Origin of the sequence: Limnohabitans radicicola (assembly GCF_014837235.1) — a bacterium.
In the GTDB taxonomy this organism is placed as follows: domain Bacteria; phylum Pseudomonadota; class Gammaproteobacteria; order Burkholderiales; family Burkholderiaceae_C; genus Limnohabitans_A; species Limnohabitans_A radicicola.
Genome location: NZ_JACYFT010000003.1, coordinates 228,082 through 242,939, shown reverse-complemented (window position 1 = coordinate 242,939; position 14,858 = coordinate 228,082). Strand labels below are relative to the sequence as shown.

Annotated in this window: 11 protein-coding genes and 1 pseudogene; 7 read left to right on the top strand and 5 right to left on the bottom strand. The window is 60.4% G+C overall.

Annotation, left to right across the window (positions count from 1 at the left end):
* Positions 1-9: 9 nt before the first annotated feature.
* Positions 10-1,062 (top strand): histone deacetylase family protein, encoded by a 1,053-nt coding sequence (locus tag IC609_RS13785; protein WP_191820090.1) that lies wholly within the window; start codon positions 10-12, stop codon positions 1,060-1,062.
* Here IC609_RS13785 and IC609_RS13780 read toward each other — a convergent pair whose 3' ends face one another.
* A complete protein-coding gene (locus IC609_RS13780; protein WP_191820089.1) occupies positions 1,063-2,469 on the bottom strand; it encodes a Fic family protein in 1,407 nt (468 codons plus the stop codon).
* 168 nt (positions 2,470-2,637) lie between these two features.
* Here IC609_RS13780 and IC609_RS13775 point away from each other — a divergent pair, with 168 nt between their 5' ends.
* Positions 2,638-5,445, top strand: coding sequence for a DNA methyltransferase (locus IC609_RS13775; protein ID WP_191820088.1), 2,808 nt, complete (start codon positions 2,638-2,640; stop codon positions 5,443-5,445).
* 486 nt (positions 5,446-5,931) lie between these two features.
* Entirely contained in the window at positions 5,932-7,872 is a 1,941-nt protein-coding gene (locus IC609_RS13770) for an ATP-binding protein (RefSeq protein WP_191820087.1), read from the top strand.
* A gap of 31 nt (positions 7,873-7,903) precedes the next feature.
* Here the strand turns inward: IC609_RS13770 and IC609_RS16130 are convergent, their stop codons facing one another.
* Positions 7,904-8,287 carry a C-terminal helicase domain-containing protein gene (locus tag IC609_RS16130; RefSeq protein ID WP_333473711.1) on the bottom strand — a complete coding sequence of 128 codons (384 nt, stop codon included), beginning with the start codon at positions 8,285-8,287 and terminating at the stop codon, positions 7,904-7,906.
* 94 nt (positions 8,288-8,381) lie between these two features.
* Between IC609_RS16130 and IC609_RS16270 the strand changes: the two are divergent.
* Positions 8,382-8,711: pseudogene (locus tag IC609_RS16270) on the top strand (BRO-N domain-containing protein); the annotation flags it as partial.
* Positions 8,712-8,943: 232 nt separating this feature from the next.
* Here IC609_RS16270 and IC609_RS16195 read toward each other — a convergent pair.
* From IC609_RS16195 to yaaA, 3 genes are read right to left on the bottom strand one after another with little or no spacing between them, the layout of a single operon-like run.
* Positions 8,944-10,260, bottom strand: a complete 1,317-nt coding sequence (locus IC609_RS16195) for a hypothetical protein (protein ID WP_191820086.1) — start codon at positions 10,258-10,260, stop codon at positions 8,944-8,946.
* Positions 10,257-11,114, bottom strand: coding sequence for an NADPH-dependent 7-cyano-7-deazaguanine reductase QueF (gene queF / locus IC609_RS13750; protein ID WP_191820237.1), 858 nt, complete (start codon positions 11,112-11,114; stop codon positions 10,257-10,259). The genes IC609_RS16195 and queF overlap by 4 nt, the downstream gene beginning before the upstream one ends.
* A 2-nt stretch (positions 11,115-11,116) precedes the next feature.
* Entirely contained in the window at positions 11,117-11,893 is a 777-nt protein-coding gene (gene yaaA, locus IC609_RS13745) for a peroxide stress protein YaaA (protein ID WP_191820085.1), read from the bottom strand.
* Here yaaA and IC609_RS13740 point away from each other — a divergent pair.
* The 3 genes from IC609_RS13740 to IC609_RS13730 all read left to right on the top strand — a co-directional run bounded on the left by IC609_RS13740 (position 11,892) and on the right by IC609_RS13730 (position 14,768).
* Positions 11,892-12,581, top strand: a complete 690-nt coding sequence (locus tag IC609_RS13740) for a pseudouridine synthase (RefSeq protein WP_191820084.1) — start codon at positions 11,892-11,894, stop codon at positions 12,579-12,581. The genes yaaA and IC609_RS13740 overlap by 2 nt on opposite strands.
* 79 nt (positions 12,582-12,660) lie before the next feature.
* Positions 12,661-13,782, top strand: a complete 1,122-nt coding sequence (locus IC609_RS13735; protein WP_191820083.1) for an NADH:flavin oxidoreductase/NADH oxidase — start codon at positions 12,661-12,663, stop codon at positions 13,780-13,782.
* 17 nt (positions 13,783-13,799) lie between these two features.
* On the top strand, positions 13,800-14,768 hold the full coding sequence (locus tag IC609_RS13730; protein WP_191820082.1) for a Bug family tripartite tricarboxylate transporter substrate binding protein: 969 nt from the start codon (positions 13,800-13,802) through the stop codon (positions 14,766-14,768).
* The last annotated feature ends 90 nt before the right edge of the window (positions 14,769-14,858 follow it).

The window sequence follows — 14,858 nt, the reverse complement described above, 5'->3', positions numbered from 1 at the left end:
GCCCCCCGAATGAAAATCTTCCACAACACCCGCCACGCCGAGCACGCTGGCCGCCAGGAAATGTTTCGGGGCCGCTTGGTCGATTGCCACGAGGTGCCGCAGCGTTTGCAGCATGTGCTGGACGAACTGGTGCGACGACCCGTGGGCACGTTGGTTCAGCCCGCGGCCGACCTGCCGCTGGACGCGGCTTTGCGGCGCGTGCACAGCGCCGACTACCTGGACTTTCTGGCCCGTGCGTGGGACGACTGGGTGGCGCTGGACCCGGCCAATGCTTTGGTCGATGCCCTGCCCTCGGTCTGGCCGCTGACTGCCCGGCACGGCTTTCGCACCGATGCGCCGCCGCTCAACTTTGCGGCGCGGCTGGGGCAGTACGCGTTTGACTCGGGCACGCCTTTGACGGCAGGCAGCTGGGCCGCCGCACGCGAGGGCGCGGCCTGTGCGCTGGCCGCCGCGCAGGCGGTGCTGGCCGGTGAACGCTTTGCCATGGCCCTGACCCGCCCACCGGGCCACCATGCAGGCCCCAACTACATGGGCGGCTATTGCTTCATCAACAACGGCGCGGTGGCTGCGCAGGCGCTGCGGGACGGCGGCTTGCAACGCGTAGCGGTGCTGGATGTGGACTACCACCACGGCAACGGCACGCAAACCATTTTTTACGAGCGCAGCGATGTGTTCACCGCGTCCATCCACGGCGATCCGCGCACCGAGTACCCCTTCTTTTTGGGCCATGCCGACGAGCGCGGCGCGGGGGCTGGCGAGGGCTTCAACCTGAACCTGCCGCTGCCACGCGGCACTGGGTTTGAAGTCTGGTGGGCAACGCTGCAAACCGCCATGCAAGCGGTGCGCGACTTTGCGCCGCAGGCGTTGGTGGTGCCGCTGGGGCTGGACACGTTCGAGGGCGACCCGATTTCGGGCTTCAAATTGCGCAGTGCGGACTACCTGCAGGTCGGCCGAGCGATCGCGCAATTGGGTTTGCCGACGGTGCTGACACTCGAAGGTGGCTACGCTGCTGCAGATTTGGGCGTGAACACGGTGAATGTGCTCGAAGGGCTGCGCAGCTGATCAGCCCTGAATGCTGCGCCAGCGCTCCAACTCAGAAGGACGCAAACCATAACGGGCCAGCACGCCTTCATGCAAACGGCGCAGCTCTTGTATGACCAAGGCCCGTACATTTTCACGATCCGGCCCGGGCGCGGCCAGGGCCACTTGGGTGGCCACCAGCGCCAACGGGTCTTGCTCGGGATTTTGCACCACGGCCTTGACGATGTGCCGAATCGCGTCGCGGTAGGTCAGGCGCAGCACATCGGGCTCGACCACGCTGGACTTGGCCGTCAGGTATTCCTTGGTCGAGCGTTCGTAGGCCCACATGAACAGGTCGCGCAGCAACTCCACGCGGTTCATCTCGTAAACGCCCAGCACCGAAGCGGTGTACCAGTCCTGCGACACTCCCAAAAACGTGAGCGGGCACAGGTTGGCCCGAAGCAGCGGCCAGTTGGCCAGCAGGCGCGATGTGCGTTTGTTGCAGTCGGCAAATGGCTGCAAATACGGCAGGTGCACCATGGCAAAAAACGACTGCTCAAACGGGTCTTCGATGGCGTTGAATTTGGCCAGCGCTTCGTCGAGCAAAGTGCCAATGAGCGACTGGCCCGATGGCGGCTGGTAATTGCTTTGCCCAATTTGCACCGGATGCAGCCGCAAGCGGCCTTCGTCCTCGGGGCTTTCGAGCAGGTTTTCTGACAAGGCGCTGTGCAGGTTCATGAGCAGGTAGCGGCTGAACTGCGGCGCAGCCACGTTGTCCATGAGCAGCTCGATGGCGGCCTTGTGGTTCAGGATCATCTGCGTCTCGGTCACGCCGTGGCCTTGCGCCTGCTGACCGTGGGCGATCAGGGCGCGGGTGTCCAGGCGCGTGTAGGTGTTGCCCTCCAGGTGGCTGGACGCCCAGGACAGGTCGATCAGCAAACGGTCGAGCACGGCGCGGCCATAAGTGCCCGCCGGTTGCGGCCCTGGCCCGGTGCGGCCCATGCGGTGCAACTGCGCCCGCACAGGCTGGGGCAGATAAAACGTGGCGTTGGGCTGGTAGACCTGCAAAAACTCGGACTGGTAACCCACGGCTTGGCGCGTGCTCCAGGGCTGGGCCAGATAGGCGCGGATGTCTTTGCTGTCGGGCGACAAGGGCCACTGGCCAGTGGAGAGTTCTTCTTCGGCCCGCCAAGCAGACGACTCTGACAAACCGACCGAAGTGGGCAAAGCGTAGGCAGCCTCTTTTGGCGCGATTTGTGAATTAGCCACATAACGGGTAGCACGAGCCTTGCCGATTGGCGCGATTTTGCCTTGCGCAACCCACTTGGCCAAAGCTCTTTGCAAGCTGCGGCGCGGCATACCGGGCCATTTTTCAGAAGCTTCTGCAAGCGACAGACCATCTAACTGGGCTTGAATCGCGGTCAAGAGTTGGGCGTTGAAATCTGACATGATTGGCGCGATTTTAAACAATCGCGCCAATTTGGCAAGTTGGTGCAGCAAGCCATCGTCATTTCCCGCCGCCCCACGCAACTGCCCCTTTAGTTAATCTTCAGCACTCTCTCAGGCAACAAACCGAGAACTTTCCATTAATATCCATGCTCAACGTCTGAGCACTTTATGGGTCTTAATTGGAACGAAATCAAATCCAGGGCATTGCTTTTCAGCAAGACCTGGGCCGACGCCTGCAACGAAGACAGCCAGGCCAAGCCGTTCTGGATCGACTTCTTTGAAATCTTTGGCATCACCAACAAACGCGTTGCCACCTTTGAGCTGAACGTCAAAAAGCTCGGGGGTGCCCAAGGCTTTGTGGACCTGTTCTGGCCTGGCGTGCTGCTGGTGGAGCACAAGTCGCGCGGCAAAAACCTGGACGACGCCCTAGACCAGGCGGTGGGCTACCTGCACCACCTGCCCGAGCGCGACCTGCCCCAGCTGGTGGTGGTGTGCGACTTTGCGCGCTTCAGGTTGCACCGCCTGGCCACGGGCGAGACCGTGGAGTTTGAGCTCAAGCACCTGCACAAACACGTCAAGCTCTTTGGCCTGCTGGCGGGCTACAAGGTGCAAGACATCCAGGCCGAAGACCCGGTCAACATCAAGGCTGCCGAACGCATGGGCCGCCTGCACGACGCGCTCAAGGCCAGCGGCTACAGCGGCCACGCGCTCGAAGTGCTGCTGGTGCGCCTGCTGTTTTGTTTGTTTGCGGACGACACGGGCATTTTTCAGCCTGCGCAATCGTTCAGGGACTTTGTGGAAGAACGCACCGCGCCCGACGGCTCGGACCTGGGGCCGCGCCTGGGGCAACTGTTTCAGGTGCTCAACACGCACGAGAGCCAGCGCAGCAAAGCCATCGACGAACAGCTGGGCCAGTTTGCGTACATCAACGGCCGCCTGTTTGAAGAAACCCTGCCCATGGCCGACTTCAACACCGCCATGCGCGAAGCCCTGCTGGACGCCTGCGCCCTGGACTGGTCCGCCATCAGCCCGGCGATTTTTGGCAGCCTGTTCCAAAGCATCATGGACGACAAGGCCCGCCGCAACCTGGGTGCGCACTACACGTCTGAGGCCAACATCCTCAAGCTGATCAAGCCCCTGTTTTTGGACGAGCTGCACGCCGAGTTTGAGCGCGTGAAAGGCCACCGCAACAAGCTTTTTGAGTTCCACAAAAAGCTGCGCCAGCTTACGTTTTTTGACCCGGCTTGCGGCTGCGGCAACTTCTTGGTGATCAGCTACCGCGAACTGCGCGAGCTGGAACTGAAGGTGCTGCGCGCCGACCACGAACTGAGCGCCCACAAAGGCCAGCTGGCGGTGGACGTACATGGCCTGATCGGCGTGAACGTGGACCAGTTCTACGGCATCGAGATCGAAGAGTTTCCGGCGCAAATTGCCCAGGTGGCCCTGTGGCTGGTGGACCACCAGATGAACCTGCGCGTGAGCGTGGAGTTTGGCCTGTACTTTGCCCGCATCCCGCTCAAAAGCTCACCGCAAATACGCCACGCCAACGCGCTGCGGCTGGACTGGCACGAGGTGTTGCCTGCTGAGCGGTGCAGCTATGTGTTGGGCAATCCGCCGTTCCTGGGCAAGACCTACCAAAGCAAAGAACAAAAAGCCGACCTGGCTGCGGTCATGCAAGGCATCCACGGCGCGGGTGATCTGGACTTTGTGTGCGGCTGGTACGTGCTGGCCGCGCAATACATGCAAGGCCGCACGGGCATACAAGCAGCCTTTGTGTCGACCAACAGCATCACGCAAGGCGAACAAGTGGCCGTGCTCTGGGGCGAGATGCAGCGCCTGGGCATGCACACCCACTTTGCCCACCGCACCTTTCAGTGGAGCAACGAAGCCAGTGGCAAAGCCGCTGTGCATTGCGTGATCGTGGGCATTGGGCCCGAAGATCAAACGAGCAAAACCATCTACGAATACGAAGACATCAAAGGCATGCCGCATGCGGTGCCAGTCAAGCACATCAATGCATATTTGGTGGATGCGCCAGATGTGTTGTTGAGCAAACGTCGCACCCCCATCTGCAAAGTACCGGAAATGGCATATGGCAGCAAACCCACCGATGGCGGGCATTTGCTCATGGATGATGCAGAAAAAAATGCACTGGTTGCAGCTGAACCCCAAGCTGCCAAGTGGGTTCGTCCCTTCTTAGGTGCTGAAGAATTCATTAATAGCAAACCACGTTGGTGTTTATGGTTGGTGGATTGCCCCCCAAAAGATCTTCGGCTCATGCCAGATGTTCTCAAACGTGTGCAAGCTGTTAAAGAAATGCGGCAGTCCAGCACGAAATTGGCAACCATTTCTTTGAGTGAAACGCCTGCACTTTTCGGGGAAATCAGGCAGCCGACAGATGGCAATTATTTATTGATACCACTGCACAGCTCAGAAATGAGAAGCTACGTTCCCATTGGGTTTTGCGATGCAACTACCGTGTGCGGTAACGCCAACGCAATGATTCCTGATGCCACCTTGTTTCACTTCGGTATCTTGACCAGTGCCATGCACAACGCCTTCATGCGCTTCACTTGCGGGCGCCTTGAAAGTCGGTTCCGCTACTCCAACACCATCGTCTACAACAACTACCCCTGGCCCGGTTTCGCAGGCGAACCACTCAGCGACAAACACCGCACCGCCATCGAACAAGCCGCCCAATGCGTGCTCGACGCCCGCGCCCAATTTGCAAGCTCGTCACTGGCCGACCTCTACGACCCACTGACCATGCCCCCGGCCCTACTCAAGGCCCACCAAAAACTAGACACCGCCGTAGACGCCGCCTACCAGCCCAGCGGCGGCAAAAAGTCCTACGCCTCCGACGCCGAACGCGTGGCATTCCTGTTCGAGCTGTACCAGCGCATTACCAGCTTGCTGCCGGTGCCAGTTACCAAGAGAACACAAAAAACTAAAACCACAGAGGTTTATTCAGTATGACCGGATTGAACCAATGCCGAAGGTCGACACGCTTACACGCGCGACTACTTTGCAGAGATTGCTGCCCTTCGCAGTCGCCTGTTGAACAGCTGCATTACGCCGATCAGCAGCCAGTGAGAGACTCGCAGCAGCGGGTCAATAGCCTCCTCCGACGCAGGAGCATCAGTCTTGGATTCGGAGCGGTACTCAATCCCGCTGCGGGTCTTCAGATTCCAGAACCAGTGGTAGCGATTTCGGACATGGCGACATGTGCAATCCAACGGGATGTTTCGAAGCGCCACCATCTGAGCCTGGGCGCAGGAAAAATACGAAGAAGCTTTGGAGGATCAGCATGTTCCTGCCTCTTGCTTGAGAGTGCGGGACTTGGCCGATAGACCAATTGATTGGTCCGATTTCACAACAAAGTGGCCAACAACTAGCCGCCATCAGGTTTGCGAAAGTTTGAATGTCGGACGGATTTCATTGCAATGAAGGAAGGGACAGTCTGTGCAGCAGGAAAACATTTTTTATGAGGACCGCTTTCTTGAAAGCTGGGCTGGTTCCATCATCACCAACCCAAGCACGGCCATCGTTGAGCTCGTTGCCAACTGCTGGGACGCTTATGCAACGAAGGTCGACATATGCTGGCCTGATCCGAAGAAGAACAAGCAGTTCTCCATTTCGGACAACGGCAAGGGAATGACCAAGGCCGAGTTCGATTACATCTGGCGTGCTATGTCCTATGACCGTATCGCCAAGTCTGGTCCCACGGCGGCACCCCCACCAGGCGTAGAAGGTCTTCCACGCTTCGTTTTCGGCAAGAATGGCAAGGGCCGCTTTGCCAGCTTCTGCCTCACCAAGAGCTACGTCGTTACTTCAGTGAAAGACGGTCAGAAGATCGTCTACAAGGTCAGCCGTACGGCAAACAAGCCCCTTATCACTGAACTCGTAGAGTTCGTTGATAAAGGTGTTGAAGGGCATGGCACGACGATCACAGGCGAAGGCGAAATCCGTCAGACCAGCCTTACGGTTGAACAGGCTAGAGAGCTTCTTGGTGGGCGGTTCCTCGCCAACCCGTCCTTCAAAGTCAGTCTGAACGGCACCCCCATTTCGTTTGCGGACATCAGCAGGTCGTCCCTCTCAATCGTTGACGTTGAAGTGCCCGGCTATGGCACGGCCAAGATTTATCACATTGACACCGGCAAGGCTGACAAGACGACTAAGCAGCACGGCATAGCTTGGTGGGTCACGAATCGTGCGGTGGGCGAGTGCAAGTGGCGAGGTGCCGACGTTGAACGTATTCTTGACGGCAGAACTGAGAAGGCCAAGCGCTTCACCTTCATCGTGCAGGCCGACTTTCTGAACAAGAATAACGCCGTCAAAGAGGACTGGTCGGGCTTCATCGAAAAGAACGTCGCATGGGACACAACGAGGCCAATCATTCAGGACAAGATTCGGCAGATCATTGACAACACGAGTGCTCTTGAACGTGAGGACAGGCGAAGTGCTGTATTCCAGAAAGTCGGGCAGTCCGTCAACACTTTACCGCTGCTGAGCAAGGATCGTGTCACCAGCTTCGTCAATGAGGTCGTGGATACGTGCCCAAACTTCGGAGAACAGGAAATTGTTCAATTGACATCCATCTTGGCAAAGCTTGAGAAGAGCAAGTCCCAGTACGGCTTGCTAGAAATCCTGCACAACCAAGAATCGCATGACTTGGACGCTCTGCACGAAGTCCTTAGCCAGTGGACCATTGGCATGGCGAAGGTCGTACTGGACGAGATTCAGGGCCGCCTGAAGGTCATCAATGAACTGCGGATCAAGATTCAGATCGCTGGCATTGACGAGGTGAAGGAACTCCAGCCGCTCTTCGCCAAGGGCCTATGGATGTTCGGGGACAAGTTTGAGTCCATCCACTTCACGTCCAACAAGGGCATGACGACGGTCATCCGCGAGCTCTTCGACGGCAAGGCCGAGAAGGCGTCGTTGAACCGGCCTGACTTCGTCATTCGCGGTGATGGCAGCACCGGCTTCTACTCTTTGCCTTCGTACAACGAGGATCACCAAGAAGCGGGCGTGCAGCACCTAGTCATTGTTGATCTGAAGACCACCAAGCTCTCCCTCGGCTCCAAGGAAAAGGAACAGATCTGGAAGTATGTGAAGGAGTTGAAGAAGCGGGGCCACATTCAACCAGACACCCGAATTGACGGCTTCGTACTTGGCGACCAGATTGAAAGCGGTGAGGGAGGCACTCGCACCGAAGACAACGACAAGGTGAAGATTCAGCCGCTGCTCTACAACACGATTTTGAACAGGGCGGAACAACGGCTTTTGAAGCTCTACGACAAGGTCAAGGACGCCCCGTTCCTGCTCACCCAGCAAGAAGAGTTGGCGAAGTTCATTGAGCCGATTCCTGTTGCCCAAGCCAAGTTCGAAAGCGTTGCGTAATGTTGCCGGTCAACTGGATTGCAGCCTTCAACTACCTGTTCTCGGCTCTGAGCAGTGAGAACAAGACGCTATACGTGGATGGGGCGACCTTCTGCGTATGGTGCAGCAGGTAGATCCTGGGTCGCCCAGCTACCAGCAGTTGATTCCACAGATTCACGTCAGTGATTGCCCATCTCATGCGCTGTCCGGTAGCACCCACTCCCTTCACAAACTCCAACAATTCCACAAAAAACGGATGCCTGCCAAGCGTGGACGAATCGCCCACCAGCAGCAATTTGCGCCGTGCGCGGGTCATGCCCACGTTCATGCGGCGGATGTCGGACAGGAAGCCGATCTCGCCTTGGGGGTTGCTGCGCGTCAAGGTGATGGCAATGATGTCGCGCTCTTGGCACTGAAACGAATCGACGGTGCCCACGCTGGGCGTGCGAGCTGCAATCAGTTCAGGGAAGTAATAGCGCTAGGCGCCACTGCAAACAACTGTATAAAATTACAGTTTTTCAGGGCGCCGTATAAAGAAAATCACCACCCCCAACGATCCCGCGCACCACATCGCGGTATTCCAGGAAACCACCATTCGCCGTGTCTGGCACAACGAGGAATGGTGGTTTTCCGTGGTGGATGTTTGCGCAACCCTGACCGGTAGCCTAGATGCCGGTGCGTATTGGCGCAAACTCAAACAGCGGCTCAATGCCGAGGGTGGCCAACCCGTGACGTTTTGTCACGGGTTGAAACTGACGGCCTTAGACGGCAAACAGCGCGAGACCGATTGCGCCAACACCGAAGGCTTGTTCCGCATCATCCAGTCCATCCCGTCACCCAAGGCCGAGCCGTTCAAACGCTGGCTGGCACAGGTGGGGTATGAACGCGTCAAAGAAATCGAAAGCCCCGAACTGGCCAGCGCCCGTGCACGCGAGCTGTACCAGGCCAAAGGCTACCCGCAGGCATGGATCGAGAAGCAGCTGCGCTCCATCTCCGTGCGCGGGGAGCTGACCGACGAGTGGAAAGCACGCGGCGTGGCCGAGGGCAAAGAGTATTCAATACTCACCGCCGACATGGCCCCAGCACCAGTCATCAGGTCGGCGTCACAAACACAGGCGCAAACCCACCCCCATCGCTGCGGAAGTTGGTGGTCTGGCCATCGTACAGGCGGGCGGCAAACAGTTGTACCTGGCCGTTGTAGGCGTAGGCCCGCACGTCGACCTTCAGCGTCTTGCGCTGGTCATTGACCATGACCACGCGCTGGCTGGGTGGGATCAAGGCCTGCGCCACGTAGGGCAACTGGCTGATCTGCGCCCAGGTCTTGGTGGTCAGCTTGTCGCCCCGGTAGGCGGCCTTGGAGCCAAAGCCCGACAGGGGTTTGAAGAAGTACCGCTTGCGCTCGGCCCAGAGCCGCTCGGCATTGTCCGGGGTGAGCAGTTGCGTGGGTGGCACCACGCTGGCCAGCACCGACAGCGCCTGCGGCTGCAGGCCCAGCTGGGCCACAAACGGTGCATCGCTCAGTGTTGCCAGATGGCGCTTGTTGGCATGCAGTGCGTGGGTTTGCGGGTTGGGCGTGAACACGCAGGCGTCGGATGCCCAGGCCTGCTGCAAGGCCACATGGGCAGGCTGGCTCAGGTCAAAGTCGGTCAGGCGCAGGTAGACCATGTCGATGGGCTCGCCTGCATGTTGCAACTGACCATCCACCCAACTCAAGTCTTGCGGGGTCAGCACCCGTGCATCCACCCCGGCTTGCCGGAACAGGTCCTGGAACAGCAAAAACTCCGGGTACAGGTACTGGCTGGCAGGGTCTTCGTCCACGATGGCGAGCGTGCGCGCACGCCCCTGCAGCGGGATGAAGGGCTCCTGCGGGCGCTGCAAGGCCCACTCCTGCGCAAACATGTCGAGCCAGCGTTGCTCCAGCTGCGTCACATCGGTGGCGGTGTGCATCCAGTCCCTGGCCGCGTCGCAGCAAGCGCGCTGCGCCCGCGTGAGCGCGAGGTTGAGCATGGCCCCGCCCGCGTTGGTGTTGATCTCGATCAGCTTGGGGCCGGACTCGGTCAGGTGAAAGTCGTACCCCATGAACACGCCACGCGGCCCTGCACGTTGCAGAGCAGGTTCTGCGGCCAGTGCGTGCTGACGCCACGCGGGCGAGGTCATGACCTCGTGCAGCACCTTGACGGCTTCTTGCATGGCCGTCAGCTGCGTCTGGCTGACAAACAGGCCTGAGGCCGCAAACAGGTGGGCATGTGTGTCCTGCCAGTGCGGCCACCAGGCCGACAGCACCGAGTCGGCATGCAGCGACTGGTGCAGCGCGTCCATGTCGAGCGAGAAGCAGGCACAGTCCTGGTTGAGGTTGCCCGCGATCGAGCGGATGTGGTCCAGCGGGGACGGCACGGCGTGGTGGTTCACTGGCGTGCGGTGCGCACGTTGGGCGGCAGCGCGCCCGGTGCGCTGGTGCGCCAGGGGTTGATGTCCAGCCCGCCACGGCGGGTGTAGCGGGCATAGACCGTCAGTTGCGTGGGTTTGCAGCGCGTCCAGATGTCCATGAAGATGCGCTCGACGCACTGCTCATGGAACTCGTTGTGGTTGCGAAAACTCACGATGTACTGCAGCAGCCCGGCCTGGTCGATCTGGTGGCCGCTGTAGCTGATCTGCACACTGCCCCAGTCGGGCTGGCCTGTGACCAGGCAGTTGCTTTTGAGCAGGTGGCTGACCAGGGTTTCGGTCACCGGAGCTTCGGCCGTGTTGACGCTCAGCAGCTCAGGCGCGGGCTGGTAACGGGTGCACTCGATGTCGAGCCGGTCGAGGTTGAAACCGTCCAGTTCGTGCACGGGCTCGGCATCGAACTTTTCAGGCATGAGCAATTTGACGCCCGCACTGGCCTGCACCGCACTGCCGTGCCAGATGGCGGCGCTGATGTCGCGGCGGATGCGATCACGCACTTCGTCGGCGCTGTCGATGCGGGTGTTGTTGAAGCTGTTCAAGTACAGCTTGAAAGATTTGCTTTCCACAATGTGCGTGCTCTCAGCGGGCACGGTGATGTGGGCCAGCGCCACCTGTGGCTTGCCTTTGGCATTGAGCCAGGACAGCTCGAACGCGGTCCACAGGTCTGCGCCAAAAAACACCGGATGTGCGGTGATGCCGATCTCGGCGCGTTTGGTGGCACGCGGGATGGGGAACAGCAGACTCGCGTCGTACTGGTCCACATAGGCGCTGGACTTGCCCAGCTGCGATTGTTCTGGCGTGTTTTCAGGGGTGTTCATGCTCATGCCTGCACCTTGCGGCGAAAGACCAGGCGGTCGGGTTCAGAAGCGGCGGCGTCGTAGGCATAACCTTCGAGGTCGAACTTCAGCAGGCCTTCAGGCTTGGTGATTTTGTTTTTGATCGCGTAACGGGCCATCAGGCCGCGGGCACGCTTGGCGTTGAAGCTGATGACCTTGTATTTGCCGCCCTTGAAATCTTCAAACACGCATTCGATCACGCGGGCCTGCAGCGCCTTGCGGTCCACCGACTTGAAGTACTCCTGCGAGGCCAGGTTGACGATGACCGGGCTCTTGTCCTTGGCCAGCCGCTCGTTGAGGTACTCGGCGATCTGTGAGCCCCAGAACTTGTAGAGGTTGGCTCCCTTGGGGTTTTGGAGGGAGGTGCCCATTTCCAGGCGGTAGGGCTGCATCCAGTCCAGCGGGCGCAGCACACCATACAGGCCACTCAGGATGCAGACATGCGCCTGCGCCCACTCGAGTTGTTTGGCGTTCAGGTTTTTGGCGTCCAGACCTTCGTACACGTCGCCATTGAAGGCCAGCACCGCCTGCTTGGAGTTTTTGGCGGTGAATTTGGGGCTCCAGGCTTCGTAGCGGGCCACGTTCAGGGCCGACAGCGCGTCCGACAGGTCCATCAGTTCGGCGATCTGCTGGGGCGAATACGGGCGCAGCACGTCGATCAGTTCGGCCGCCTGGGGCACAAACTGCGGCAGCGTGTGGGGCACATCGCCCACAGGGGTCTCGTAGTCCAGGGATTTGGCGGGTGACAATAAGAACAACATGCTCGACATCCTTTACCTGGACGATTATCTCGCCATCGTGCACAAACCCGCAGGCTGGCTGGTGCATCGCACCCCTCTGGACAAGGGCGAAACGCGCTTTGTGCTGCAAACCCTGCGCGACCAGATCGGCCAGCACGTCTGGCCTGTGCACCGCCTGGACAAAGGCACCAGCGGCGTGCTGGTCTTTGCATTGACCGCCGAGGTGGCCCGCACGCTGGGGCAGGCTTTTGAAACGGGCGAAGGTCTGCACAAGACTTACAGGGCAATCGTGCGGGGTTGGCCCTTGCCAGAGGGTTGGATCGACCACCCCTTAAAACGCATGCCCGACGACATGCGCTCAGAGCGTGAAGAAATCCAGCCCGCCCAGACGCGTTACCAAACCCTGCGCCGGGGCGAGCTGCCCATTGCGCAAGGTCAATTCCCGAGCCTGCGCTGGGCCGAGGTGCAGCTGCAGCCTTTGACGGGCCGCCGCCACCAGCTGCGCCGCCACATGAAGCACATCGCCCACCCCATCATGGGCGACGCCACCCATGGCAAGGGGCCGCTCAACCGGGCGGTGGCCGCGCACATGGGTGTCCCCCGCTTGTGGCTGCACGCGCTGCGCCTGGACATGCGCCACCCGGTGAGCGGGCAGGCGCTGACGGTCGATGCCCCTTGCGGCCCGGAATGGGGACTTTGGTCAGCTTAAGAACTTGAAGGCCAAACGCCTCTTGGGGTCTTGTCACGCAGCGGATAGGCTCAAACGCCTGCATGCCTAAGATCGCGGCATGAGTCTGCTTTTCACCCCCTTCACTTTCGACGCCCCCCGTGGTCCTCTCACCCTGCCCAACCGCATCGTCATCGCGCCCATGTGCCAGTACTCGGCCCTGGACGGCCAGGCCAACGACTGGCACCTGACGCACTGGACCAACCTGCTCAACAGCGGCGCGGGCATGCTGACCATCGAAGCCACCGCCGTCTCGCCCGAAGGCCGCATCAGCCCCGGCTGCCTGGGCCTGTGGGACGATGCCACTGCCGAAGCCTTGAGCAACAACCTGCAACGCGCACGGCGCTTGGCGCCCGCCATGCCCGTATGCTTGCAGGTCAGCCACGCGGGCCGCAAAGCCTCGAGTGCCGCTCCCTGGGACGGCGGCATGCTGATCACCCCACAAAACGGGGGCTGGCAGCCGCTGGCCCCCAGCGCCCTGCCCCATCTGCCGCAAGAAGCCCCGCCAAGCGCCATGTCGCTGGCCGACATCGAGAAGGTCAAAAAAGACTTTGTCTACACCGCCCAACGGGCACAGGTCATGGGCATCGAGGCGATTGAACTGCACGCCGCGCATGGCTACCTGCTGCACCAATTCCTGTCGCCCCTGTCCAACCAGCGCACAGACGCCTATGGCGGCAGCTTTGAGAACCGCATCCGCTTTGTGATGGAGGTGTTCCAGGCCGTTCGCGAGGTTTTTGACGGCACGCTGGGCATCCGCATTTCGGGCACCGACTGGGTCGATGGCGGCTGGACGATCGACGAAACCTGCGAGCTGGCCCAGCACGTCAAGCAGGCCGGGGCGCAGTTCGTGCACATATCTTCGGGTGGCGTGTCGCCCCTGCAAAAGATCACACTCGGCCCCGAGTACCAGGTGCCCTTGGCCAAAGCCGTCAAGGAGCGTTCGGGCCTGACCACCTTTGCCGTGGGCCTGATCACCGAGCCCACCCAGGCCGAAGCTGTGCTGCAGCGCGGCGACGCCGACCTGGTCGCGCTGGCCCGCTCCTTCATGTACAAACCCCGCTGGGGCTGGGAAGCCGCCGTGGCCCTGGATGGCACCGTGAACGCCCAACACCAATACTGGCGCAGCCTGCCACGAGAAGCCAAAAACATTTTTGCAGACGCCAAGATCGGCATGCGTTGAACCCACTGAAGAACACCATGAAACACTTCACTCGCCTCACCCTGACCACCGTTCTGGCACTGGCCGCGCCTCTGGCTGCGTTGGCCCAGACCTTTCCCAGCAAACCGATCAGCCTGGTCGTGCCCAACCCGCCCGGCGGCTTGGTGGACACGTCTGCGCGTCTGGTGGCCGAGCCTTTGGCCCGGGTGATCGGGCAGTCGGTGGTGGTGGACAACAAGCCCGGGGCCAGCGGCAACCTGGCTTACCAGACGGTTGCGCGCAGCGCCAAAGACGGGCACACCTTGCTGGTGTCGTACTCGGGTTACCACATCGCCAACCCGATCCTGATGGACAAGCTGCCTTGGGACTTGAAAGACTTGACGCCCGTGGGCCTGATCACCGTGGCCACCAATGTGATTGCAGTCCACCCCTCAGTGCCTGCCAACAACCTCAAGGACTTCATCGCCTGGGTCAAGGCCAACCCCGGCAAAGTGAACTACGCCTCGCAGGGCAACGGCTCGGTCTCGCACATCGGCACCGAAATCTTCAAGCAGCAAACCAGTGTGGACATGACCCATGTGCCCTACAAGGGGTCGGGCCAGGCCATCGCCGATGTGCTGGCAGGCCAGGTGCAGGTGTTCATCACCACCCCGCCTTCGGTGATGCAGCATGTGCAAGGCGGCAAGCTCAAGGCCCTGGCGGTGACGGGCAAGACCCGCCACCCGCAAATGCCGCAGGTCCCCACGGTGGCCGAGGCGGGGCTTCCCAGCTTCTCGCTGGAGTCGTGGGTGGCCCTGTATGCACCCACGGGCACGCCAGCTCCGGTCTTGCAAAAACTGTCGGCCGATGTCAAGCGCAGCATGGAACTGCCCGAAACCAAACAGCGCGCTGATCAGGCCGGCATCGAGGTGCGGTTTTTGCCCCCGGCCGACATGACACGCCTCTTGGAACGCGAAACGTCCGAGTGGGCCAAGGCGATCAAGGCGGCCAACGTCAAGCTCGATTGAGTTTTTGGGGCCAAATGGGCTAAACAGCGCGGGGCTCGGCGACGGAATACGAGGCCAAAAAGTTAAAATCTAAGGGTTCCGACCTGTGTC